Source organism: Sulfitobacter sp. 1A15106 (genome assembly GCF_043556995.1).
Lineage (GTDB): Bacteria > Pseudomonadota > Alphaproteobacteria > Rhodobacterales > Rhodobacteraceae > Sulfitobacter > Sulfitobacter faviae.
This window is the reverse complement of sequence record NZ_JBIFFM010000006.1, coordinates 138,634-163,246: the sequence shown is the minus strand read 5'-3', so window position 1 is coordinate 163,246 and position 24,613 is coordinate 138,634. Positions and strand designations below refer to the sequence as shown.

At 59.4% G+C, this 24,613-nt stretch carries 24 protein-coding genes and 1 pseudogene; 17 read left to right on the top strand and 8 right to left on the bottom strand.

Annotated features, from left to right (window positions below; translation table 11 throughout):
* Positions 1-6 precede the first annotated feature (6 nt).
* The 6 genes from ACGYKA_RS11330 to ACGYKA_RS11305 all read left to right on the top strand — a co-directional run bounded on the left by ACGYKA_RS11330 (position 7) and on the right by ACGYKA_RS11305 (position 5,174).
* The gene (locus ACGYKA_RS11330; protein ID WP_394408026.1) at positions 7-1,365 is read left to right on the top strand and encodes a multicopper oxidase family protein; all 1,359 of its coding nucleotides are present in this window, start codon (positions 7-9) and stop codon (positions 1,363-1,365) included.
* A gap of 46 nt (positions 1,366-1,411) precedes the next feature.
* Positions 1,412-2,146 (top strand): copper-binding protein, encoded by a 735-nt coding sequence (locus ACGYKA_RS11325; RefSeq protein WP_394408023.1) that lies wholly within the window; start codon positions 1,412-1,414, stop codon positions 2,144-2,146.
* A 68-nt stretch (positions 2,147-2,214) separates the two neighbouring features.
* Entirely contained in the window at positions 2,215-2,787 is a 573-nt protein-coding gene (locus ACGYKA_RS11320) for a helix-turn-helix transcriptional regulator (protein WP_394408020.1), read from the top strand.
* A 41-nt stretch (positions 2,788-2,828) separates the two neighbouring features.
* The gene (locus ACGYKA_RS11315; protein WP_394408017.1) at positions 2,829-3,278 is read left to right on the top strand and encodes an ion channel; all 450 of its coding nucleotides are present in this window, start codon (positions 2,829-2,831) and stop codon (positions 3,276-3,278) included.
* A 175-nt stretch (positions 3,279-3,453) separates the two neighbouring features.
* A complete protein-coding gene (locus ACGYKA_RS11310) occupies positions 3,454-4,752 on the top strand; it encodes a multicopper oxidase family protein (protein ID WP_394408014.1) in 1,299 nt (432 codons plus the stop codon).
* Entirely contained in the window at positions 4,749-5,174 is a 426-nt protein-coding gene (locus tag ACGYKA_RS11305; RefSeq protein WP_394408011.1) for a c-type cytochrome, read from the top strand. Before ACGYKA_RS11310 ends, ACGYKA_RS11305 begins: the two co-directional genes overlap by 4 nt.
* Before the next feature lie 195 nt (positions 5,175-5,369).
* On the opposite strand, the gene ACGYKA_RS11300 is transcribed toward ACGYKA_RS11305, so the two are convergent.
* The 5 genes and pseudogenes from ACGYKA_RS11300 to ACGYKA_RS11280 form a co-directional block, all read right to left on the bottom strand.
* Positions 5,370-6,227, bottom strand: coding sequence for an alpha/beta hydrolase family protein (locus tag ACGYKA_RS11300; RefSeq protein WP_394409438.1), 858 nt, complete (start codon positions 6,225-6,227; stop codon positions 5,370-5,372).
* Between the two features lie 353 nt (positions 6,228-6,580).
* On the bottom strand, positions 6,581-7,780 hold the full coding sequence (locus ACGYKA_RS11295) for an IS91 family transposase (RefSeq protein WP_394409441.1): 1,200 nt from the start codon (positions 7,778-7,780) through the stop codon (positions 6,581-6,583).
* Between the two features lie 12 nt (positions 7,781-7,792).
* Positions 7,793-8,680, bottom strand: coding sequence for a tyrosine-type recombinase/integrase (locus tag ACGYKA_RS11290; protein ID WP_394408002.1), 888 nt, complete (start codon positions 8,678-8,680; stop codon positions 7,793-7,795).
* Positions 8,681-8,823: 143 nt separating this feature from the next.
* Positions 8,824-9,009 (bottom strand): annotated as a pseudogene (locus ACGYKA_RS11285) (transposase); the annotation flags it as partial.
* 50 nt (positions 9,010-9,059) lie between these two features.
* Positions 9,060-9,227 (bottom strand): hypothetical protein, encoded by a 168-nt coding sequence (locus ACGYKA_RS11280; protein ID WP_394407999.1) that lies wholly within the window; start codon positions 9,225-9,227, stop codon positions 9,060-9,062.
* A 208-nt stretch (positions 9,228-9,435) separates the two neighbouring features.
* On the opposite strand from ACGYKA_RS11280, the gene ACGYKA_RS11275 reads away from it, so the two are divergent.
* From ACGYKA_RS11275 to ACGYKA_RS11250, 6 genes are all read left to right on the top strand, one after another.
* Positions 9,436-9,978, top strand: coding sequence for a transposase (locus ACGYKA_RS11275; RefSeq protein WP_394407996.1), 543 nt, complete (start codon positions 9,436-9,438; stop codon positions 9,976-9,978).
* A 702-nt stretch (positions 9,979-10,680) separates the two neighbouring features.
* Positions 10,681-10,836: a hypothetical protein gene (locus ACGYKA_RS11270; protein WP_394407993.1), complete on the top strand. Its 156-nt coding sequence runs from the start codon at positions 10,681-10,683 to the stop codon at positions 10,834-10,836.
* Positions 10,833-11,612, top strand: a complete 780-nt coding sequence (locus ACGYKA_RS11265) for a hypothetical protein (protein WP_394407990.1) — start codon at positions 10,833-10,835, stop codon at positions 11,610-11,612. The genes ACGYKA_RS11270 and ACGYKA_RS11265 overlap by 4 nt, the downstream gene beginning before the upstream one ends.
* Positions 11,609-13,825 (top strand): hypothetical protein, encoded by a 2,217-nt coding sequence (locus ACGYKA_RS11260; protein ID WP_394409446.1) that lies wholly within the window; start codon positions 11,609-11,611, stop codon positions 13,823-13,825. The genes ACGYKA_RS11265 and ACGYKA_RS11260 overlap by 4 nt, the downstream gene beginning before the upstream one ends.
* Positions 13,822-14,784, top strand: coding sequence for an ATP-binding protein (locus tag ACGYKA_RS11255; protein ID WP_394409449.1), 963 nt, complete (start codon positions 13,822-13,824; stop codon positions 14,782-14,784). Before ACGYKA_RS11260 ends, ACGYKA_RS11255 begins: the two co-directional genes overlap by 4 nt.
* A 243-nt stretch (positions 14,785-15,027) precedes the next feature.
* Entirely contained in the window at positions 15,028-15,366 is a 339-nt protein-coding gene (locus tag ACGYKA_RS11250) for a hypothetical protein (protein ID WP_271687144.1), read from the top strand.
* A 6-nt stretch (positions 15,367-15,372) separates the two neighbouring features.
* Here ACGYKA_RS11250 and ACGYKA_RS11245 read toward each other — a convergent pair whose 3' ends face one another.
* Positions 15,373-16,083 carry an endonuclease/exonuclease/phosphatase family protein gene (locus ACGYKA_RS11245; RefSeq protein ID WP_271687145.1) on the bottom strand — a complete coding sequence of 237 codons (711 nt, stop codon included), beginning with the start codon at positions 16,081-16,083 and terminating at the stop codon, positions 15,373-15,375.
* Positions 16,080-17,450 (bottom strand): phosphatidylserine/phosphatidylglycerophosphate/cardiolipin synthase family protein, encoded by a 1,371-nt coding sequence (locus ACGYKA_RS11240; RefSeq protein WP_271687146.1) that lies wholly within the window; start codon positions 17,448-17,450, stop codon positions 16,080-16,082. Before ACGYKA_RS11240 ends, ACGYKA_RS11245 begins: the two co-directional genes overlap by 4 nt.
* A 450-nt stretch (positions 17,451-17,900) precedes the next feature.
* On the opposite strand from ACGYKA_RS11240, the gene ACGYKA_RS11235 reads away from it, so the two are divergent.
* Entirely contained in the window at positions 17,901-18,500 is a 600-nt protein-coding gene (locus tag ACGYKA_RS11235; protein WP_394409452.1) for an outer membrane protein, read from the top strand.
* A gap of 66 nt (positions 18,501-18,566) precedes the next feature.
* Here ACGYKA_RS11235 and ACGYKA_RS11230 read toward each other — a convergent pair whose 3' ends face one another.
* Positions 18,567-19,748, bottom strand: coding sequence for a pyridoxal phosphate-dependent aminotransferase (locus tag ACGYKA_RS11230; protein ID WP_394409455.1), 1,182 nt, complete (start codon positions 19,746-19,748; stop codon positions 18,567-18,569).
* A 272-nt stretch (positions 19,749-20,020) separates the two neighbouring features.
* Here ACGYKA_RS11230 and cysS point away from each other — a divergent pair, with 272 nt between their 5' ends.
* The 4 genes from cysS (at position 20,021) to ACGYKA_RS11210 (ending at position 24,612) form a co-directional block, all read left to right on the top strand.
* Positions 20,021-21,391 carry a cysteine--tRNA ligase gene (gene cysS, locus ACGYKA_RS11225; protein WP_394409458.1) on the top strand — a complete coding sequence of 457 codons (1,371 nt, stop codon included), beginning with the start codon at positions 20,021-20,023 and terminating at the stop codon, positions 21,389-21,391.
* 127 nt (positions 21,392-21,518) lie between these two features.
* Positions 21,519-23,135, top strand: coding sequence for a citramalate synthase (gene cimA, locus ACGYKA_RS11220; RefSeq protein ID WP_394409461.1), 1,617 nt, complete (start codon positions 21,519-21,521; stop codon positions 23,133-23,135).
* Positions 23,132-23,851, top strand: coding sequence for a class I SAM-dependent methyltransferase (locus ACGYKA_RS11215; RefSeq protein WP_394409464.1), 720 nt, complete (start codon positions 23,132-23,134; stop codon positions 23,849-23,851). The genes cimA and ACGYKA_RS11215 overlap by 4 nt, the downstream gene beginning before the upstream one ends.
* Complete coding sequence (locus ACGYKA_RS11210) at positions 23,848-24,612, top strand: squalene/phytoene synthase family protein (RefSeq protein ID WP_394409467.1); 765 nt, start codon at positions 23,848-23,850, stop codon at positions 24,610-24,612. Before ACGYKA_RS11215 ends, ACGYKA_RS11210 begins: the two co-directional genes overlap by 4 nt.
* Position 24,613 lies beyond the last annotated feature (1 nt).

Genomic DNA, 24,613 nt, shown 5'->3' with positions numbered 1-24,613 from the left:
AACCAGATGATTAACAGACGTCAACTGCTGGGGGCCGGCGCTGCGGGTGCAACGCTCGTGTCCTCCAAAGCATGGGGCCAGACCATGAATATGGGCCTGCCCGAGGCCGCCGAGATGGATTCGGCCCTCACCCAAGCGCCGACCCGTCCCACCAGTGGGCCGGACTATAACCCCGTGGTCACGCTTAACGGCTGGACCCTGCCGCACCGGATGAACAATGGCGTGAAGGAATTTCACCTCGTTGCCGAGCCGGTCGAGCGTGAACTTGCTGATGGTATGGTCGCGCGCCTCTGGGGCTACAACGGTCAGTCCACCGGTCCGACCATCGAAGCCGTCGAGGGCGACCGGGTGCGCATCTATGTTACCAACCGCCTGCCGGAACATACGACGGTGCATTGGCACGGGCTGATCCTGCCCTCGGGCATGGACGGTGTCGGCGGGCTGAGCCATCCGGGCATCCCGCCGGGCAAGACATTTATCTACGAGTTCGACCTGACCAAATCCGGCACCTTCATGTATCACCCGCATGGGGATGAGATGGTGCAGATGGCGATGGGCATGATGGGCATGTTCGTGGTCCATCCCAAAGACCCCGATTTCATGCGCGTTGATCGGGATTTCCTGATTATGCTGAACGCTTTCGACATCGATCCGGGCAGCTACATCCCGAAAATCATGACGATGACAGATTTTAACCTCTGGACATGGAACAGCCGCATCTTCCCGGACATTGACCCCCTGGTCGTCAACCATGGCGACAAGGTTCGCGTGCGCGTCGGCAATCTCACGATGACCAACCACCCGATCCACATGCATGGCTATGACTTCAAGGTCACCTGCACGGATGGCGGCTGGGTGCCGGAATCGGCGCAGTGGCCCGAGGTCTCCATCGACATTCCCGTCGGCGCCATGCGCGCCTATGAGTTCGTGGCCGAGCATCTGGGCGACTGGGCGATCCACTGTCACAAGTCGCACCACACGATGAACGCTATGGGTCACGACGTGCCCACGCTAATCGGCACCAACAGTTCCAACATGACACGTCAGGTCCGCCGCGTGCAGCCTGAGTTCATGCCCATGGGCACGGCGGGCATGGCGGATATGGGCGAAATGTCGATGCCGCTGCCCGACAACACCGTGCCGATGATGGCCGGCTGGGGGCCGCATGGACCCCTTGAAATGGGCGGCATGTTTTCGGTCGTGAAGGTGCGCGAAGGCATCGACGCGGACGACTACGAAGATCCCGGCTGGTATGAAAACCCGCCGGGCACCGAAGCGTATGAATGGACAGGCGAGCTGCCAGACTTCGCGCAGAACCTCAGCCCGGAAACCCAGATTACGCCAAAACCAATCTCCAAGGGCTAAGCGGCCTTTGGACCATAATCACCTCTAAAAACATACAGGAAAAACAATGAACAAACTTCTTCTCTCGACCGCCCTCAACCTTCTCATCACGGCTCCGGCCTTTGCCGCGGGCACCCACGGCGGCAGTCACGGCGATGACGGCCACGGCGATATGCACAAGGAAATGGCCGCAGGCATGCCCGGCAAGGCCGAGGCGGTTGACCGCACCATCGAGGTGACCATGCGCGAAACCGACGACGGCGAGATGATCTTTGAACCCGCCGAGTTCGACATCAAAAAAGGCGATACCATCCGCTTTGCTGTCACCAATAAAGGCGAGATCGAGCATGAGTTCGTCATCGACACGATGGATGGCAATGCTGAGCACAAAGAAGCGATGGCCAAGATGGACATGGAGCATGATGACCCGAACTCCGTTCGCCTTGATCCCGGCATGGAGGGCGAGGTGATCTGGACCTTCGCCAATGAAGGCAGCTTCGAGTTCGCCTGCCTGATCCCCGGCCACTACGAATCCGGCATGCACGGTCCGATCACCGTCGCTCAGTCTAATGAGGCTCCCGAGGCACCTGCCGTCTACTCGACCGGGAAGATCAAGAAGGTCGACGCTAAGGGCAATAAGGTCACCATCATCCACGGCCCACTCGAAAACCTCGATATGCCGTCGATGACTATGGTGTTCAAAGCCGATGAAGCGCTGATTGCTAAAATGAAAGAAGGCCAAGACATCGAATTCGTGGCGGACCGTGTCAAAGGCAAATTGACTGTGACTGAGATGAAGTAAGCGCCAATCGCAGGGCCGGCTGACCGGGCCGGCCCTGTGCTTTCCACAAATATAAGGCACTTCGAGCTATGAAAACGCGTGGAACCATTGCCCTTTGGGCCATTGCAACACTACAGGCCATTGTGGCGATCTTCTTTACCGTCTGCTTCTTGTTGGACGCTATGGGAATGGAATCTGAGTTTCTGATCTGGCAGAGCCATGAGTATCAGCAAACGATCTTGGCCATCGGGTTGAACCTCGGCGTGGCGCTTGGCTGGATCGCCCTCAGGACAAGTCTGCAACGTGCGCGGCTCGCCGAAGAGAAGATGCGCCGATGCACCTCGGAGTTTTCGATGGTGATGACGCAGCATTTCACCGACTGGCGTCTGACGCCCGCAGAGCGGGATGTCGCCGTCTTTCTGGTCAAAGGCCTGAGCACCCGAGACATTGCGGAACTGCGCGGCACCTCTGAAGGAACGATCAAAGCGCAGACAAACGCGATTTATCGCAAGGCTGCCGTCACCGGGCGCACCCAGTTGCTCAGCACCTTCATTGAGGATTTGATGGATGACGCATTGATGCCTGCGGAGGCCCTGCAAACTGCAACTGTGAAGGGCTCAGCGATAGGCCCTGCAACCAGATCAAACGCCGCCCCGGCGTAATCGCTTGAGGAAAAGCCCCCCACAAAGCAGGTTGCCCCGTCATGGTCCAAGCAATGCTTCTATCCGTTCTGGTCGTCAGCATCTGCACGGCGATCCACTATCTCGTGCTCAAACGGGTTTCCGATACCATCGCGCAGCGCAAAAGTGCTGCGCATGGCCAGAACCTTGGCTTGGCCGTCGGCGCAATCACACTCGCGCATGTCATCGAGGCTTTCATCTATACGCTGTTCTTCCTCTGGGCCGAGCAGGGTTTGCAAATCGGCGCGCTGAACGGATCCGGCCCGGCGGGCAAGCCCACCACGATGATGGATTATTTCTATTTCTCGCTGGTCAACTTCACCACCTTGGGGCGCGGCGATTTGACCCCCGTGGGGCACCTGCGCTTCATCACCGGGATAGAGGCATTTCACGGCTTTCTCATGATTACGGCGTCAGGAAGCTTCGTGCTGCAGGTCATGGCGGGACGCGCCCCCTTGTCAGAGAAGGGATGACCCAAGTGGTTCGACATATTCTCTTTCCCGATAGAGAGCGCATAGGCGGTCCACCTCCAACCCGTCATCGACAGTTGGAATTGGCCCCTGCAGGACATACCAACACGCCTCGGACATCAGCGCGCCCTGTGCCCCGTGGCAGCATCAATCGCAATTCATCCCGATAAGGCATGACATGAACAGAAGACAATTCCTCGCCAGTGTTTCCGCCGCTGCGGTTCTGCCCCTTCCAAGCTTTGCTGGCGTCACGCCATTGAAGTTGAAGGCCGAAACAGTAAGCCAGCAGATCCTTCCCGAAGGCGAAGGCACCACCGCAATGCTGGGGTTCAACGGCTCAATGCCGGGGCCTGAGATCAGGCTTAAACGGGGTGCGCGGGCATCGATTGAGGTCAAGAATTCCCTGCAAGAGGGCACCGCCGTTCACTGGCACGGCATCCGGCTGGAAAACCGGATGGACGGCGTTCCGGTGCTGACGCAAGACCTGATCAACCCCGGTGACAGCAAGACCTACAGCTTCGTGCCGCCCGACGCGGGGACCTATTGGTATCATTCGCATTATATCTCGCAAGAGCAGGTGGCGCGCGGCTTGATGGGGCCGCTGATCGTCGAAGACGACGCCCCCCTCGATCTGGATCACGACATCACCCTGATCTTGTCCGATTGGATCATCGACGAAGATGGCAGCCTTGTTGATGAATTCACCGACATGCATAGCGTTGCCCATGCGGGCTATATGGGCAATTTTGCCCGCGGCTTCCTCTCGCGAAGCGAGGTGCGGCAAGGTGATCGCATCCGCCTGCGGCTGATCAATGCGGCGACCAATCGTATTTTCCCCCTGAGCATCTCTGGTGTCTCTGGTTCGGTCGTCGCCTTGGATGGCATGGCACTCAGCCAACCCCGCGCGGCCTCTGACCTCGTTCTGGCGCCGGCCCAGCGGGCCGATCTGATCGTCGATGTCACCGGCCCGGTCACCTTTGACATGCCCACGCGGCAGGAGCCTTACCGTCTCGCCGAATTGTCCATCTCTGGTGAGAATACGGATAGGCAATCGGGGCCTCTGCCGACCTTGGCGGCACCGGACCTCCCGGCACCGGGCGCCCCCTCCCAGCACCTGACGCTGACCATGATGGGCGGTGCCATGGGCGGTCGGCACGGCGGTGCCAATGTCTGGTCCTTCAACGATGTCTCGGACCTGCAACAGGACCCCTTTGCCGCCATCGAACGCGGCGAAACGGTGCGGATCACCTTGGTTAATGATACCGCATTCCCGCACGGCATTCATTTGCATGGACATCACTTCTATGAGGTGGCCCCTGACGGCAGCCTCGGCGATCTCCGGGATACAACCTTGGTCGTTGCTGGCGAAAGCCGCGATGTTCTCTGCGTCTTCGACAATCCGGGGCGCTGGTTGATCCATTGTCATATGTTGAGCCACTCGATCGGAGGGATGCGCACATGGGTAGAAGTTGCATGAAACGGGCTGCTTTGATTTTCTGTGCGGCCGCATCGGCAGCGCAGGCCGATCACGAACTCGAAGGCCGCAATCTCGTCGCGGGGCGCTCGCTCTACGCCGAGCGCTGCGCCGCCTGTCATGGTGCAGACCTCGAAGGACAGCCCGATTGGCGAACCCCAGACGAAGATGGTGTGCTGCCCGCGCCGCCGCATGATGCAACGGGACATACTTGGCACCATGATAATACGCTGCTGTTCGACTACACCAAACTCGGGGGCGAGGTTGCGCTGGCGGCCCGGGGGGTGAAGGGTTTCAACAGCGGCATGCCCGCCTTCGGTGAGGTAATCTCTGACGAAGAAATTTGGACCATACTTGCCTATATCAGGTCGACCTGGCCACCGCGCTCAAAGGCTGCTCAGGCCAGCCGAAATCGACCACATTGAGAGCCGGCAGCTTTGCTGGGGCTCGGCCCCCAAACTGACACCGATAAGCCGTAGGGGCTAAGATGTGCCACTTAAATGAACAGAAAATGCGAACATTCGTCTAAGCCTCGGCACCGGGCGATAGAGGGCGTTTCAGTCATTCGCTGAAACTTGATCTAAGGTCAGCTATGGGCCGGTCTGAGGGTCCGCCTCAGCTTATTCAGGGCCGCCATTCAGGAAGGATATGACTGCGTTAGAGACGTCCTGGTGGATCGCCCGGCGTGCGTCCGAAGATCCACCACAGATCGATGCATCACCTTCTTCCTCCATCAGGATCTTCGGTCCGGCGACCGTGCAAACGGCGAAAGCATCGGATGCCGTCGCTTGGGGCATGACAAAGGACGGAGCCGGCTGACCATCAGCCGATGTGTGCGCGAGCCGGCCGAGGGAAATCGATAGCGCCCGAACATCCGCCGGCACTGAACCCAGGTCTTCCGAGTATTCCGGGTTTATGGCAATCACCGAAGTCACGCGGGGGTCTCGCGCCATACCGGCCAGGCCGTCCAGGTTGGTGGCCGACATGTCCACCCCTTGGGCCGCAAACCATCCGCAATCCGGTCCGGGCTGCTCTCTGTCCGGCGCGCAAGAGTGAAGGTAGCTGGCGACATCCAGCTCCGCTCCGACGACAGACAGGGCCGCGGTCGCGCCAAGTGCAAATCCCGCGACTGACACCGTGGTTTCATCAATTCGCAGCCCCCAAGTCGAGTTGGCCAGCACCAAGTCAATCGCGCGGCTTATATACTGGGGTCTTTGCCAGATTTCGTTCACAGCAGCTTCGGCGTTGTTCGGGCGCGGCGCATTGACTTCGACCACAACAAAGCCTGCCCGTGCGATGGAGGAACTGAGCCAGGCACCTGAGTCAGTCGCGGATCGCAGGCCGCCATGTGATATGACCACCAGCGGAAGCGGGCTTTGCGTGAACTCCGCATCAGGTGCTGCTGCAAGCCCCTCGAACACAGGATTTCCACCGACAGTGCCCGATGCTTTTTCCTCAGACGGATACCAGATCGACATGGACAGAGGACGCGCGTCGTCGGATGTGTCCCGGAGATGGGCAAGTCCCGGAACGGTTTAAGCAAGAGAAGGCACTGCGACCAGGATCAGAGCCAACGACAGACCAAATTTCATTCCGGAACTCCCCGTGCGGGCCAAAAGACCATGTACTTTATCATGGGCTTACTGAAAAAGGGCAATGACCGCTCTGCCCAGGGAGCTGACCTTGACGTGCCAGATCTTGCTGCTGGATGCCACCGATGTCCTGGGTGGATTTGTGGTTTGGGAACCTGCTGATACCTGATCGGCGCAGGTGGCTCGGTCCGGTTCTGCACGGAGCAGCCAGCGTGGGTTGATGATCTGTGACAGGCCGGTCATGCGGCCTGCTCCCGTGGTGGCGCGCGTGACATCGGTTTCTGCCCGCGACGAAAAATTTCGATGATGCGCATGGGTCCCCCGCAGCATGGGCATGGTTCACGCAGCGTGAGCGGGGTGACGTCTGGCTCAGCGTCTTGGACATCTGCCTGATCTGGTGGTTGGACGCAGAGCAGTTTGCGGATCTTTGTGAGATTAGCTTTGCGAGCGCTGCTGGCCAGCAGGCCGTAGTGGCGGATCCGGTGGAACCCGTCAGGAAGGACGTGGATCAAAAAGCGTCGGATGAACTCAGGCGTGGCTAAGCGCATGATCTTCTGGCGGTCCCCATTTTTGAGGCGGTAGTCTTTCCAACGGAAGGCGACGGTGTCGGCATCAGCGCTGACCAAGCGGTGGTTTGAGATGGCGACGCGGTGAGTATAGCGGCTCAGGTAGGCAAGCATGGCCTCTAGGCCGCCAAAGGGCGGCTTGGAATAGACCACCCATTCGGATTTAAGGAAAGGGGTGAGCCAGGTGGTGAAGGCGTCCGTCAGCGCCAGCCGCTCCAAGTCCCCATAGAAAGCCAGGTCTCCGGCTTGGTGCAGCGCCACGAGCCCGTCCAGAAAGAGGCGGCGGAACAGGCGCGACAGCACGCGCACATGCAAGAAGAACCAAGGCTTGCTGGCGACCCATTTGGTGCTGTCCGGCGACAGGCCGCCGCCGGGGACGATCATATGGATATGCGGATGATGGGTCAGTGCCGATCCCCATGTGTGCAGCACGCTGGTCATGCCCACTCGCACGCCCATGCGCTTGCGGTCGGCCGCGATGGTCATGACGGTCTTGGCCGACGCCTTGAACAGCAAGCCATAGATCGCCTTCTTGTTCCAATAGGCGATCTGCGCGATCTCAGCTGGCAGGGTGAAGACGACGTGGAAATATTCCACGGGCAGCAGATCTTCGGCCCGTGCCTCCATCCAGTCGCGCGCGGCCGGTCCCTGGCACTTCGGGCAGTGCCGGTTCTTACAGGAGTTATAAGCGATGTGATGGTGGCCGCATGTGGCACAGCCAGCCACATGCCCGCCAAGAGCCTCAGTCCGGCAGGCCTCGATAGCCGACATCACTTTTAACTGGGAGAGGCTGACATGCCCCGCATTGGCCAGCCGCCACGCAGGACCATGGGCGCGGAAGATATCAGCAATCTCCAGTTCGGTCCGGGGCACCCCGGCGTCCGGTCACTCCAGACTTCGCTTCACCGTCTGATCCTGCAATTTGGCCAGCATCTCGTAGGGGCTGACAGTGTCGCGGATCGTCTTGGTGGCCTCATGAGTGTATCGCGCAGTGGTCGTCAGCTTGGCTTGGCCGAGCAGCACCTGAATAACCCGCACGTCGGTGTTTGCCTCCAAAAGGTGGGTGGCAAAACTGTGTCGAAACGTGTGCAATGTCGCCGGCTTCTTGACCCCTGGCATATGCTTGGCTGAGGTGAAAGCGCGGCTCAACTGACACGGCGAAATCGGGTTGATCTTCGGCTTGCCGGGAAACAGCCAGCCTTCGGGACGTGCCTCGCGCCACCAGGCCCTTAGCAAATCCAGCAAGCCGGGTGACAGCATCACCTTCCGGTCCTTCTGACCCTTGCCCAACTCGACATGGATCAGCATCGGGTCGCTGTCGATATCGCTGATCTTTAGGTTGCAGACCTCGGACGCCCGAAGTCCTGCGCCGTAAGAGATGCTGAGCGCGGCCCGATACTTCAGCCCCGGTCCGGGTGCTGCCATCAGGATGTAGGACACCTCCTCGACGCTGAAAACCACGGGCAGCTTGCGCGGTTCGGTGCGGATTTGCATGTAGCGCTTCATCTCCTCGCGCCCGCAGGTCATGCTGAAGAAGAACCGCAGCGCGACGATCCGCACGTTGAACGTCGACGGGGTCACCACGCTGTCTGTCATATGCAGCTGATACGCGCGGAGATTTTCCGGTGTCGCCGTGTCGGGTGGCCGCCCAAGAAAGGCCGCGAAGTCCTTGATCGCCCGGATGTGGGACTTCTGCGCCTTCTCGCCCATCCCACGGATGCGCATGTCTTCGATCATCCGCTGGCGCAGCGGGGTTACTATCTCCTCTGTCATGGGAACCTCCTGTCGGTTGATTGAGAAGGCCCCAATCGTCAGACAAGTCAGTCAGATCGCAAAATGCGGGCTGTTACGGAGGACGCAATCCATCAGCCGCAAGCGCCATTGCCGCGGAGCGGCTTAGTCCTTGGGCCGAGAGCCTCTTCCGCCATATCCTTCATTTCAGACATCAAAGACGCATCCATGCCGCCAAACTTTGCCCGCCATTTGTAGAAACTCGCATTGCTCATTCCGTGCTCGCGGCACAGTTCAGAAACCGGAACACCGCCCTCCGCATGCTTCAGGATCGCCATGATCTGTGCGTCGCTGTATCGTCCATTCTTCATCGTAAATCTCCTCAAATATCTTGCCGAGAAAATTCTACTTTTGAACACCACTAATTTGCGGGGGGATTACCACTGAACCGGCCGCGATGGGTTCGTGTTTCGACGACGAGCACGCCATCCTCGATCCCGGCCCGACGGATGGGTGCTTTGGTCAGGGCGATGCCCAGCGGTCGGCCGGCCTCCGTCAACACCCGCACACCCTTGTTCTCGACCAGCAAGACCAAGCCCTCCTCTACCAGCAGGTCGCATTTGGTCGTGTAGTCCGGTGATGCGCCTCCTGCCTCTTTCGCAAAACCACAGGGCAGCAGATTTTCCAGATGGCAGGCTAGACGTTTCCACCAGAGGGAATGCGAAAAACTGTGTTGTTGCAGCTTTCCAACGTGATAGCTCTTTTCACATTAGAAGCGAATACTCACGGACCTATAGATGTTACGGCTTGAAGACGAGATTGACCTTGCTCATTGGCGGACACTGAGTTCGGGTCTGCCGTCGCAACGTGTGTCTGCCGAGTTTCCGACTGAGAAAGACTGCGAAGATTGGTTTTCTCTTAATACATGGCCAGAGGGCTGTACCTGTCCGAAATGTGGCGTGCGTCGTGTTTGGTTCTTAGAGACGCGAAATTTGATCCAATGCTCCGGCTGTGACCATCATTTTTCTGCGCGATCTGTATCCCGTCTCCGCGGTAGGCGCGTTTCACTTCGTTCCTGTTTCTTAGGTGCAGAGTTCATTATTGAAACCACGGCGGCTGGAAAGCACCATATTCAAACAATTGAGAGATTTCAGAAGATAGTTGACCTGTCTTATCGTCCAGCAAGGTCACTTCGGATTGAAATGTTTGAGGAGCTCAAGAAGCCTTTGGGTGGCTTCTGGGGAGGACTCGTCTGCATAAATGAAATGGACGAAACTCATTATATCGAGAACCGCCTTGATGAGCTTTTAGAATACCACGGGTTCGGCGACATCGAGTAGTTCAGCATTTTTGTCGATTGCTTCAGTTGCGAAAGCCAATGCGTTGATTGAATTCGCTGGCCCAGGGTCTGCGAAAACGGTCTGTGTTGCCTCTTGATTGAACAACCTGAGTGTTTCCGGTTTTGAACACCAATTTCCACAAAATCGTCCCTTAACCCGAGTTAAGTGAATAAATATAGCCCCTCAACCTGACCTAAGTGCATAATATTGAGATGTTTTTGTCTTCCAAGGCAGAAACTTGCGCCTAGGTAGGAAGGTGAAGCGACATTGCGAAAACTATGAGGAGCAAGAAATCACTATTGAAGAGAGCGATTTTGACATCTGACTGCTTGCGAGAAACGTAAAGGTTTATCTTTTAAGTCACTGTAATGAAAGAAAGATTCGACTCTTTGCTTGAGCTGTGAGATGCCTCTGCGCCGAAATGGAATCATCAAAGAAGGGAGAAGAAATATCTGCTTGGAATAAAAAAAGGAGAGACGTCGTTGGCGCGACTGATCTCTCCTCTGGTCGGACTGACGCCCAACCTTTCACAGAACAAAGATAGCCGCTTTAGCGCCTTCGTTCAACGGTTTCAGCCCATCGCCCAGATCCAGACCAAGCTCATTTAGAAGATCACCTGCGATAGCCTGGTCGGCTTGCAAGCTGACTATCCCAATACCCTGACACCAACAATGCGCCCGTTTTGGCGCAAACGGAGAAGCTATGCCCGAAACTGAATTTTCGACCGCCTTCACGAAGTCTGTCGCCGAGACGACACTCATGAAGCTGCCGACTGGTCCCGTGGATAAAGCCTATGTCGAGCGACTGTTCGTGTCGCTGTCCAAATCGCTTGAACATTCGATGGGGTGGAAGAAATGACACTTCTCGAAGACGTTCGCGAGACAGCGCGTAAAACGACACATAGGACGAAAGCGCGGAAGGAAGCGGCAAAACGTAAGCCTCGGATTACGATCGGTGACATCGATGGGGTGATTGGCTGGGGCCAGCGGCGCAATCCTTTGTCCCGCAGCAATCGTTCTTATAAATCGGGTATGACCATCCGTACCCGCATGAACAGCATGCAACCGTCTTTGGTCTTGAATGATTCTGAGATCGAAGAGGCATTCAAAATTGATGCTTTGTTGCAGCCGAACGTTGTGGGGGTCGAGTGTCAGCCTCTGACCATTCCCTTGCCGTCGAAAACGGGGAAGAAGTCTCGGCGCTCGCATACCTTTGACGTCCGGATCACGCTTGAAGATGGCAAGGTCTATCTCGCCTACGTTAAAGCGCAACAATCTTTGCGTTCGAGCTCGAGTGTTCCGACGATCTCCGAGATCGTTGCCAATACGCCAGAAAATCTCTGCCATCGTATCGTCGTAATCTCGGATGTGTCTTTTTCCCGCAACTACCGTGACAACAATCGTCGCATCCTTATGTGCCATGAGATGCCGAATGCAGAGGCTGACCGGCGCATCTGTGAACTGATCAACGCGGAGGCATCGCCACTGCGTATTTCCTCTCTCATCGAAAAATCGCGGCTCGCAAAGAGTGACGCTTGGCAAGCCATTTTGCGCATGATCGGCGCAGGAATGGTTGGGACAGAGCGCGATGCCGTGATCGATTATCCTTCCCTCATTTGGAGACCTGAACAATGACGAAACATAACCCGCCCAAGTTCCCTGTGGGGACCGTTGTGACCGAGGGCAACAAAAGCTCGCGCATTATTGCAATCCTCGATGATATGGCGGTCATGCGGCCGACAACGGCCGATGCAAACGACCACCTCGATTTCTTCATGCCGGTTGAAGATCTGACGTCGAAGCTGAACGCTGTCGATTTCGAGATCGATCTGCCGCCATTGAAGTCTCTCTATGGGTCTACCGCTTTGCCGAAAACCGGGCCGGATTTTATCGATCTCGATGATGAGGAACAGCTCAAAGTCCTCTTCGAACTTTGCGCCATGTTGGTTCTGCAAGAGTATCAGAGCAATGGACTCAACAAAGTGACGGAGGCTTGGATCAACGATCATCATGAGGCTATTGAAGGGAAAGTAAAAAAACGCTTTCGTCAGCTGATTGGTCAGACGCAGCGCAAGTCCAAGTCGACGATTTCGTTTGATTTGCCGGCAGGTAAGAAGCTTGCACATCAGTTCAAGGACTATCAGTCCGAGTTTTTCGACCCGAGTGATTTCTCAACCAATCATTGTCGCGCAGGGCGCCCCGAGAAGGAGTTTCCTGACTGGGTTAATAAGCTCATCGACGAGAGCGCGGCGGACTATTGCGAGGGTCGTGAGAAGACAGTGAAGCGCGGCTATACTTTGCTCGAAGGTCGGCTTCTGGAGGAAAACGCGCGACGGGCAAAAACTGACCCTGGCCATGTTGATATCAAGGTTTCGGAGACAAAATACCGTAAGATCGTCAAGGCGATGCCGAAGACTGCGGTCATGGCGACGCGGAAGGGGCGTGCAGAGATGATCCGGAATATGCGCTCGGGCATCGGGGAAACAATTGCGCGCATGGTTGGCGAAGTCATCCAGATCGATGAATGCGAGCTTCCGCTTTGGGTGTTCCTGGAGAAAACCGGCCTTCATCATGTTGTGGGCGAACGCACGATGAAACAGCTTCGCAAAGAAGCTGAAAATGAGACTGTTGGCAAAGTGTGGATCCTTGTCGCTTACGATGTTGCGACGGGCACGCCGCTCGCGTTTAATATTGCGCGCTCTCAGAATGCCAACGATACGCTGGAGCTGATCCGTCGCCTGGTTTCTGACAAGACAAAGCTGGCACGCGAAGCCGGGTGTCAGCATGCTCCTCCGCCAGCAATTCGTCCGTTTCAGATCGTGATGGATACGGGCTCCGGACTTTGGAACCAGCACGTTCCGACGGCAATTCTCTCTCTCGGAGCAATGTTCCGGTTCGGTCGTACGAAATCTCCGACGGACAAAGCTTTTATCGAACGTTTCTTCGCGACTCTTAGCATCGATATCGTTCGGTCTCTTCATGGCCATAGTGGGAACGGTCCTGGGGCTGAGGCCGATTATGATGGGAAGGAGATGACCGCTCTTACGATCGCACAGCTTGAGAAATACATCTGGTGGTATTTCACCGATTGTCTTCCCTTCAAAAAGACACAGCGAAAAGGCGGCTGGGGTATCCAGCAAAAGCAGCTCTTTGATCAGACTGTCGAATACTATGGTTGTCTGCCGCAACTGTCCCGTCGCAAGGTCCGGCGCGCCCTCGGCCTGAAGGTGTGCCGCGTTGTGACAAAGATGGGTATCGAGGCATTCCGTATGCCCTTTCAGGGCGACGAGAATTTCCGGAAATGGGCTTTGGACAATATTGGGGCTGAGGTCACGGTGTACGTGGACCCGCACGCTATCGAGGAAGTCACTGTTAAGGCTGACAAGGGCGAGATTTTCCATTTGCGGGCATCGCTGTCCCAATTCCGCGACTTCACTTTGCAGGAGTGGGTGCATTTTCTCGAGGAATGGCGTGCGTCTGACGCGGTCAGCAAAGAGATTTCGGCCATGGCTCTGTACCGTTTTTACAAGCGCATTGATGCCGAGATGGAAAAACTCCTCGATTTCTACGGAAAAGAGCACAAGGTCATCACCTTGGATGAGGCACAGTGGCTCTGTGATGAATTGGCCGGCGGCGATTTGACGATCCTTGCGCCAGATGAAGGGAGCAAAGCGGCCGCACCAATGGATGTCTATCTTGGGGGCGATGAAGGGGAGGGCATCTTCGTCCCCGGCGCTGATATTGAAGATGCCGAAATCATCGAAGAGACGCTGCCTAAGACACCTGAAAAATCGAAGGCGCCGAAGACGTTTACCGGCGTAGCTAAGGGGAAAGGGGGACTGAAATGAACGCTCTTATCGACCCGCAAGCTCATGCTGAAGCCTTCACCACCTACCTGACTCAGTTCAAGAAACACAACTATGTCTTGCCGCGCTATGCTGGGCTGGAAGCTGGGTTCAACAGTGTTCTGGCGCAATTCGTGTCTTCTCGGATGGCTGACGTTCATTTCGAGGGGCGTGGGTTGGTCCTGACTGCCGGCACGCGGTCCGGCAAAACACATGACCTCAAAGAACTTCTTAAGTCGTTCTCGGATGATCCGTCAGAATTGGGCGGTGGCTTTGAGCGCAAGAGTGTCCGTGTGTCGCTTCGGGCCACGACGTCGTGGAAACATCTTGGGTCTGCTCTCTTGAAGGCAACAGGGTACTTTTCCGATCTCGATCATCGCAGCGCTGATTTGATCTGGCGGCGCACCGAGAGCCAATTGATGCGCAAAGGGGTCTTTGTGGTTCATGTCGACGAGGCTCAGCATCTGTTCTACGAAAAAAAATCGGAACAGATCAAAACGATCTTGGCAGGTCTCAAAGACTTGATGAAGCGCGCGGATTGGCCGGTGCTTCTGATCCTGTCTGGCGTGCCGACGCTCCTTGAGTTTCTCAATGGTTCTGATGAGTTGGTGGCACTGCTTGAACCGATTTCGTACGAGGATATTGCCTACAATTCTGAGAGCTTGGAAGAGGTTGATGCGATCCTCTGTGCTTTCGCCGAGGTGGCAGAAATCGACGTATCCACTCTTCGGAACGAAGAGGTCTATAACCGGATGATCCATGCAACAGCGAGACGCTGGGGGCGGCTCATCGAATTGGTGATCCAGTCCCTAGCTTATGCAAAAGCGTCCGGCAAAGGTGAGCTTTCCAATGCTGATCTCGCGGATACTTTTCGTCGGTGGACCGGCGCTGCAGATGGCGCGAATGTGTTTCTGGTAGAGAACCCTTACCGGATCAAGGCGCATATACTTTTTCCGTCATAGATCGGTTTTTCCGAGACCGACAGTTATGGAACCCGCGATGAATTCATCGCGGGTTTTTTGCATTGGGTATGTCGAAAACTGCGTAATTTCGAAATTCTAGGGAGGGGTTTCAAAGTTTCGAAATTAAAGCATTGAAATCATAAGATTTTGTTTTGTTTTGGTTGGTTTTTCGTAAGAAATTTCGAATTTCTACACAAAATTAAACCAGTCTCTCCCTATCAAGGTCATGAAAGGGAGAATTTGATGAAACGTCTTGTTATATTGGGATTTCTCACCGGATCGCTGGCGGGCTGTGTGGAGCCTCCGGCCTCACCGATGGAGGCCGCGGCGCGCAAAGCGGCGGCGGCGGAGTTGACGGCGAAACAATGTGCGGGTTTTGCGGGCGGCTATGAAAGCGTGCGCAAGCTGCGGCATGACGCGAACCAGAATATTGCCACCGCGCGGCGGCTTGGGGCGACGGATGCCACCATCGCCAAGGCGCGGGCGGATGTGCGCATGGCCTTTGATATGCAGGTCGCTTTCTCGACCCCGCAGCAGGCCTGCAACATGATGGTGGGCGAATTGGCTTGGGCCACGGGGTGAGGACGTCTAGCGATGCGCCACGTCGAGCCAGATCGGCAAATGGTCCGAGGCGCGGCGGGTCTGGGCTGTCTCGATCACACCGCCTTGGCGCACGGTAAGATGTTGGTCCAAGGCGATGCGATCTAGGAAGGCCACGGGCATCCGCGCGTGATAGCTCTTGCCCGGCGCATGAATGGTGAACCGTTTCGCCAAACGCCCGAGACCCACCTTTTGCGACCATTCGTTCAGGTCGCCCGCGATCAGCGTCGGGCAGGCGGCGCAGGCGTCGAGATGGGCGATCATGGCGCTCAGCTGCTCCTTGCGCGACGGACGCAGCAGGCCGAGATGCGAGGCGATCACGCGCAATTGCCGCGCGCCGAGATGCAGGTCGGCCACCATGGCGCCGCGCGGCTCCACCCCCGGCAGGGTCAGATGCGCCACCCGGTCGATCTTGGCCGAGGGGCGGACCAGAACGGCATTGCCATGCCAGCCGATGCTCACGTCGCTCGGCGTGGGCACAGGGCGCAGGCCCGTCACCTCTTCGACCCGGTCGAGAGGCAGGGCCGAAGGGCGGGGGGCACGGCGGCGGTCGGCCTCTTGCAGCACCACCACATCGGCATGCAGGCTGCGGATGATCCGCATGATCCGCTCGGGATCGCGGCGCCGGTCGGTGCCCATGGCCTTGCGGATATTATAGCTGACGATGCGCAGCGATTGCGGGGCGACGGCGGGGATCATAGGACGGGCGCTCCCAGACGAAACAGCCCTTCGGCCACCTTGCGGAACATCCCGCTAGGCGGTCTTTCCATGGCGCAATGCTCCGAGAGATGTTCGAACCAGTCATGCAGCTTTGCGACCGAGGCCGCGTCATAGACAAAGAGCGTGACCTCGAAATTCAGCAGCATGCTGCGCACGTCGAAATTGGCCGTGCCGACCAGCCCCATGTCGTCGATGATCCCGGCTTTGGCGTGGATCATGCCAGGCTGGTAATAGAGCACATGGCCGCCCGCCTCATGCAGATCGCGCAGATAGGCACCCCGCGCAAAATCGGCCATCCGTTGGTTTGAGCGTTCGGGGACCAGAACCCGCACATCCACACCCCGCCGGGCCGCAGTGGTCAAAGCCGAACCGAGCGCCTCGGTCGGGACGAAATAGGGGGTCACCAGCCAAATCCGTGCCTCGGCCAGATGTATTGCGCGGATCAGACCATCATGCAGCGGGTCTTCGGCGATGTCGGGGCCGGAGGGCACGAGCTGCACTGTCGCTGTCCCGCCCGTATGGGCCGCGACCGAGGGGGCCGGGTCCAAAGCCTCCCCACTGGCGACGCCCCAGTCTGAGCGGAACACATCGCCGAAACTCTGCACCGCGCGGCCTTCGAGCAGAAAGGCCAGATCGGTCCAGCCATCCTCCAAGGCCGCAGGCCCGAGGTAATGCGCGCCGATGTTCATGCCCCCGGAAAAGACCCGTGCATCATCGGCGATGATCATTTTGCGGTGGTTGCGCAGGTTCAGATGGCCCGAGCCCGGGAGTTGCAACAGCGGAGAGTAGAAGCGCACATCGCCACCCGCGTCGCACAGGCGGCGCAGGGCGGCTGTCGGGCCGCGCAGGGTGCCCAAACGGTCCATCAGCAGCCGAACCTTCACGCCCGCCTTGGCGCGTTCCGTTAGCGCGTCGACGAAAATGCGCCCGGTGTCGTCATTGGCTACGATGTAAAAGAGCACGTCGAGCCGTTTCTCGGCCCCTTGGATCAGTGCCATGACCGCTTCATGGGCCGCCGTGGGGTCGCCCAAGAGCCGCAGGTCTTGGCCATGGACAGCGGCGGGCAGGCCGAAATACTGCATCGTCGCGTCAAGCGTATGCACAGGGCGGGGCGGCGGGCCGCCGGTATCGCCTTTCAGAAAATGCACCGGCGTGTAGCGCGAGGATTGTTTGCGAAAGCCGAGCGCAAGAAACAAAGGCACCGCGACCCAAGGCAGCACGATGATGAACAACAGCCAAGCGGCAGTCGATTGCGGCGTGCGGCGTTGTTGCAAGATCACGATCGCCGCCAGCAGCGTCAGGATCACGATAATGACGACTTCCAGATGTGTGGTGATCCAAGACATGGGGTGGGGCCTGCTCCTTCTTGCTGACAATACAAGCAGATAACGCGTTCAGGGGCGACAGCAAGCCTCGGACGGGGTCTACCGTGAGGGCATGGTGCGGGGCCGGGGGCGTTTTAGTGGTTTTCGATCGGGGAGCCTCTTTTGCGCAGTTGCCTTGGGGTCGTTTCTCTGCCGGAACTTTCGCTGCGGTGAGGGCAAACATGGCCGGGAATTCGTGTTGCGGGATCAACCCACTAATTTAACAGGTCAAAATGCGTCTGAGCAGCGACAAATTCGACACATGATACATAACTTAAGCGGCCGCTAGCCGAGGGTGTGTTGCAAATGTGCGACAATCAGCGCATCGCAATTCTGTGATGTGAAAAACCTGAAACCCAACCCTAAATGGGGCGTTGCGTGAGTGACCCTGCGGCGAGGATCGCGGGGTCACCTGTATTTAAGGAGCAGAACATGAAACGCACGACAACAATCGCCAGCATCGCCCTGATCGCATCCAGCGCTTTCGCGGGTGCCGCATCAGCCGGTTCGCTGGAAGACACCACCGTTGAAGCACCGGTTTTCACACCGGCGCCGACACCCGTGGCCGTTGATGGCGACTGGACAGGCTTCTACACCGGTCTTCAGGTCGGCCAGACCGACGTCGACAGCGACAGCGGCAACCTTGACGGCGACGACACGTCCTACGGTTTCCACGCCGGTTACGACTATGACTTCGGCAAATTCGTTCTGGGTGGCGAACTTGACTACGACAAGACCGACATTGATCTGGGCAACGGCGCAGGCGATGTGGACTCCGTGGCACGCGCCAAGGTTAAGGCTGGCTACGACTTCGGTAAGACACTGGTTTACGCGACAGCAGGTGCGGCCCGTGCCGACACAAGCGTTGGCGATGAAACTGGCCCCTTCGCCGGTCTAGGCGTCACCTATAAAGTGACCGACCGCTACACCGTCGGTGGCGAAGTGCTGCAGCACAAATTCGATGACGTAGGCGGCACAGGCGAAGATCTGGACGCGACCACGATCTCCCTGCGCGGTTCCATGCGCTTCTGATCTGTCTTGGCGGGATGACCCGCTTGGATGAAGGGCCGGCTTCCGAAAGGAGGCCGGTCTTTTTGTTTACGCGGCGCGGCTGGCGCGCCCTTCGGCAAAGCGGCAGAGGTCGCGCAGGGCCGCCTCAAACGCACTGTCTTCGATCGTCATGGCCACGCGTACATGGCCCGCCGCCGCCGCACCGAAACTTTCGCCCGGCATCACCGCGATCTGCTTGTCTTCCAGAAGGGCATCGGCGAATTCGCTGCCGCTGTGACCCGTGGCGCGGATATCCAGCATCAGATACATCGCCCCTTGCGAGGGCACTGAACGCACCACGTTCTGATTGCCTAAAACCCGCTGCGCCAGCGCGCGGCGGCGGGCGAAGGGGGCGCTGATTTCCTCTTCGAAAGCGGGACCTTGGGCGAGGGCATAGTCGCTCGCGTCCTGAATAAAGCCCGGCACGCCGTAGTTGGTATGGGTGGCAAGGTCGATCAGGTCGGCAATGATGTCTTCAGGCCCGATAATCCAGCCACAGCGGCTGCCGGTCATCGCGTGGGATTTCGACATGGAGCCGATGACCAGCGTTCGCTCCGCCATGCCCGGCAGGACGCGGGGGCTGAGATGGGCGCCCTCCCAAATCTGCGTGTCATAGACCTCATCCGAGACGAGCCAGAGGTCGTGATCTTGGCAGACCTGTGCGATCTCTTCCAAGGTTTCGCGGCCATAGATCACGCCGGTCGGGTTGTTGGGCGTGTTGATCAACAGCGCTTTTGCGCCCCCGGCGGCTGCCGCCAGATCCGCCCTGCGGGGCAGGAACCCGTGATCGGCCCGCGCTTCGACCGCCACGGCCCGTGCCCCGGCAGCACGCAGGGTGCCGGGGTAGGTGGCGTAATATGGGTCGATGTAAAGCGCCGCATCGCCGGGGTCGCAGACCGCCATGAACGCCGCGAAAAGCCCCGCTTGCCCGCCCGGGGTGACCACCACATTGTCGCGGGTCGTCGGCACGCCGGTCCGCTCTTCGGCACGCTTTGCAATCCGGTCGCGCAGGGCATCGGTGCCCGGCACGGCGGCATAGCCGGTATGGCCGCCGAGGGCGCTGCGGTGCATCTCTTGCAGGATCGGGGCGGCGGTGCGGATGTCATGCTCGCCGATGGTAAGCTCGGTCACCGGCACCCCCGCCGCGATCATGGCGCGCGATTTGTGAAACACTTCCCAACCGTCGGACCCTCCGGCCAGAACCCCTTTGATGCGCGATGATCTATCCATGATGCCTCCGAAATTTTCCGCACAAGGGGGCAGAGCCTTGGGGCTTTGTCAATCCGCGCCGGCAAGGCGGAAGGCAGGGTTGCATAAAACTTAACCGGACAAGGGGCTTGGCGCAGGGCGGCGCGCTTGCTACAACCCGGTCATGAACACCGCAACGCTCATTATTTGCTGCATTACCCGCTGAGACATCCTCGCGGGCCGCTGTTCACGTCATTCCCATTCTGACAAAACTATGCCAAGCCCGCGTCACACCCGCGCAAGGACGCCTGCCCATGACCCGTGACCTGACGATCAAGCTGCACAACACCGCCACCCGGAAGAAAGAGGATTTCACCCCGATCGATGCGCAGAATGTGCGGATGTATGTCTGCGGCCCCACCGTCTATGACCGGGCACATCTGGGCAACGCACGGCCCGTGATCGTGTTCGATGTGCTCTACCGCTTGCTGCGCCATGTCTATGGGCCGCAGCATGTGACTTACGTCCGCAATTTTACGGACGTGGACGATAAGATCAACGCCCGCGCCGCTGAGAGCGGGCGCAGCATTGGAGAGATCACCGCCGAGACGACGCAGTGGTATCTGGATGACATGGCCGCCGTGGGCGCCTTGGAGCCCGATCACATGCCTCGCGCGACACAGTACATCCCCCAGATGGTCGCGATGATCCGCGGGCTGATGGATGAGGGCTATGCCTATGAGGCTGAGGGCCATGTGCTGTTCCGGGTGCGCAAATATGCCGAATATGGCGCGCTTTCGGGCCGGTCGGTCGACGATATGATCGCGGGCGCGAGAGTCGAGGTGGCGCCTTATAAGGAAGACCCGATGGATTTCGTGCTGTGGAAGCCTTCGGACGAAGACACCCCCGGCTGGGATTCCCCATGGGGTGAGGGGCGTCCGGGCTGGCATATCGAATGCTCCGCCATGGCGCATGACCTGTTGGGGGAGCGTTTCGACATCCACGGCGGCGGCATCGACCTGCAATTCCCGCATCATGAGAATGAGATCGCCCAATCGAAATGCGCGGGCCACGGGTTCGCCAACTACTGGCTGCACAATGAGATGTTGCAGGTCGAGGGCAAGAAGATGTCAAAGTCCTTGGGCAACTTCTTTACCGTCCGCGATTTGCTGGACCAAGGCGTGCCGGGGGAGGTCATCCGTTTCGTGATGCTCTCGACCCATTACCGCAAGCCGATGGACTGGACCGAGAAGAAGCGCGAGGAGGCCGAGAAGACCCTGCGCAAATGGTATCTTCAGGCGGCGGAGGCCGAGGCCGCGACGCCCGGGCCCGAACTGGTGGCGCTTTTGGCCGATGATCTCAACACCCACGCTGCTTTGACCGAATGCCACCGGCTGTCCAACGCGGGCGATACGGCAGGCCTGCGCGGGGCGCTGTCGCTTTTGGGGCTGCTGGATGATCTGATCCCCGAATGGGCCGCGGTTCAGGCGCTGGATCTGACAGATATCGAAGCCTTCCTCAGCGATGCCCGCGCCACTGCGATGGAGACCAAGGATTTCGCCGAGGTGGACCGGATCAAGAAAGCGCTGACCTCGGTCGGGATCGAGGTGCAGATGAGCAAGGATGGGGTGAAGCTGACGCCGCCGCCGGGCTTTGATCGGAGCCAGTTGGAGGGGTTGTTGTGATGTGTCGCCGTCCCAAGAACGGCGTTCGACCGCGGGCGGAAGCGAAGCGCCCGCCCATGGGGGCGGTCGGGCGCTGTTCGTGCCGCGGGCACGAACGGGAGTGTGACGCGGACGGAGGCAATCTCTCATGACCCGCGCGCGCCTCACCCTCTACGACACCACCCTGCGCGACGGGCAACAAACCCAAGGCGTACAGTTCTCCACCGACGAGAAACGCCAGATCGCCAGCGCGCTCGACGCGCTTGGCGTGGAGTACATCGAAGGCGGCTGGCCCGGCGCCAACCCGACCGACAGCGCCTTTTTCGACGCCGCCCCGCCGACGCGGGCAAGGCTCACCGCCTTTGGCATGACCAAACGCGCGGGCATGTCGGCTGAGAATGACGACGTGCTGGCCGCCGTGCTCAACGCGGGCACCACATCCGTCTGCATCGTCGGCAAGACCCACGACTTCCACGTCAAAACCGCCCTCGGCATCACGCTGGCCGAGAACACCGACAACATCGCCAAATCCGTCGCCCATCTTGTCGCCCAAGGGCGCGAGGCGCTCTTCGACGCCGAGCATTTCTTTGACGGCTACAAGGCCAATCCAGACTACGCGCTGGAAGCGATCCGCGCGGCCTATGAGGCGGGCGCGCGCTGGATCGTGCTTTGCGACACCAATGGTGGCACGCTGCCCGATGAGATTGGCCGCATCACCCGCGCCGTGATCGCGGCAGGCATCCCGGGGGATCATCTGGGCATTCACACCCACGACGACACCGAAAACGCCGTCGCCTGCACGCTGGCCGCCGTTGACGCGGGCGCGCGGCAGATCCAAGGCACGCTCAACGGGCTGGGGGAGCGTTGTGGCAACGCCAATCTTACCACCCTGATCCCGATCCTGCTGCTGAAAGAGCCCTATGCCAGCCGCTATGAGATCGGGGTGAGCCCCGAGGCACTGCGCGGGCTCACGCGCACCAGCCGCATGTTGGATGAGATCCTAAACCGCGTGCCGATGAAACAGGCAGGCTTCGTCGGGTCTTCGGCCTTTGCACATAAGGCGGGGCTGCATGCCAGCGCCATCGCCAAAGACCCCAGCACCTATGAGCATATCGACCCCGCGCTGGTCGGCAATACCCGCGTCATTCCGATGTCGAACCAAGCCGGGCAATCCAACCTGCGCAAACGGCTGAGCGATGCGGGCCTCTCAGTCGCCAAGGGCGACCCGGCGCTTGGCCGGATCTTGGAGGTGGTCAAGGACCGCGAGGCGCAGGGCTATGCCTATGACACCGCGCAGGCGAGCTTTGAGTTGCTGGCCCGCGACGTGATGGGCCAGTTGCCGCATCTGTTCGAGGTGGAGCGCTACCGCGTCACCGTCGAACGCCGCCGCAATGCCGAAGGCCGGATGGTCAGCCTCTCCGAAGCGGTCGTGGTCATTAATGTGGACGGGGAAAAACGGCTCTCGGTCTCGGAATCGCTGGACGAGGATGGCGCGGACCGTGGCCCGGTCAACGCGCTGTCCAAGGCGCTGGCCAAGGACTTGGGCAAATACAGCAGCCTTCTGGATGACATGCGTCTGGTTGACTTCAAAGTGCGCATCACCCAAGGCGGCACCGAAGCCACCACCCGCGTCATCATCGACAGCGAAGACGGGCAGGGGCGGCGCTGGTCCACCGTGGGCGTCAGTGCCAACATACTCGACGCCTCATTCGAAGCGCTGCTTGATGCGATACGTTGGAAATTGATCCGGGACCGCGCCCAATGACAGATGATATGACCGCCTTTTTCATTCTCCATCGCGATCTGCCGCGCGAAGGGCCGGGGGAGCCTGCGGATGTGAGCTGGGCCGTGGAACAGGTCGACCTGCCCGCGCGGGCCGAGATTGCCGATGTGGCCTGCGGCCCCGGCAGCGACATCGGCGCCCTGCGCGCGGCGATCCCGCAGGGCTATGTGACGGCCCTCGATCAAACTGCGCATTTCGTCGACACCGCGCGGGGCCGGTTTGTGGCCGATGGCAATGTCACCCTGCTGCGGGCCGATATGGCCGCGATCGCCAATGAATATGATCTCATTTGGTGCGCCGGTGCGGTCTATTTCCTTGGCGTGACCGAGGCGCTGACCCGCTGGCGCAAGTCGCTGCGCGCGGGCGGGGTGGTGGCCTTCTCCGAACCCTGCTGGCTGACGGATAGCCCGTCGGAAGAGGCCCGCGCGCAATGGGCGGACTACCCCGCGATGAGCGACGCGGACGGCATTGCCGAGCGGGTCCGCGCGGCGGGCTATGAGGTTGTGGCGACCCGTGTCCTGTCGGATGAGGCTTGGGAGAATTACTACACCCCTCTGGAGGCGCGGATTGAAAAGCTGCGCCCGGGTGCGGATGATGATTTGGCCCAAGTGCTCGACGCCGCCGAGGCGGAGATCGCCTGTTGGCGCGCGCATCGGGATGAGTTTGGCTATCTTCTGACGGTGGCGCGCCCCACATGACCTTCGACGCTGACCTGAACGCCTGCGCCGCCATGGTAGAGCGCGCCGACCCTTGGCGCTTTCGCGCCGCCATGGCCGCCCCCGTCGAGACGCGCAAGCTGCTCTTCCCGCTCTATGCCTTCAACGTCGAAGTGGCCCGCGCCCCATGGGTCACCCAAGAGACGATGATCGCCGAGATGCGGCTGCAATGGTGGCGCGACGCGCTGGAGGAGATCGCCAAGGGCGGCCCCGTCAGGCGGCATGAGGTGACCACGCCACTGGCCCGTGCGATTGCGCCAGAGGATGCCGAACTGCTCGATGAACTCGTCGCCGCGCGGCGGTGGGACATCTACAAAGACCCTTTCGAGGATGCCGCGCATTTCGAGCGCTACATCGACCAGACCGCAGGCCATCTGATGTGGGTCGCCGCCCGCCGCCTTGGGGCGACGGATGAAGCGGTGGTGCGCGATGCGGCCTACGCCACTGGCATCGCCGCATGGCTCTGTGCCATTCCGAATTTGGAAGAGGCGGGCCGCGTGCCGCTGTTGGACGGCACGGCAGAGGGAGTCTCGGCCCTCGCCAAGGGGGCGCTCGATCGGCTGAAATCGGCGCGGGCCAACCGGGGGAAGATCCCCAAGGCGGCGCGCGCGGCGCTGCTGCCTGCCGCCCACGCGGGTCCGGTGTTGCGGGCCGCGGCGGATGCGCCGGAAAAGGTCTCTCAAGCTGCGCTGCCTGAACCGCGCCGCCATTTCGCGCTGCGGGCCATGGCGTCGCGCTGGTAGG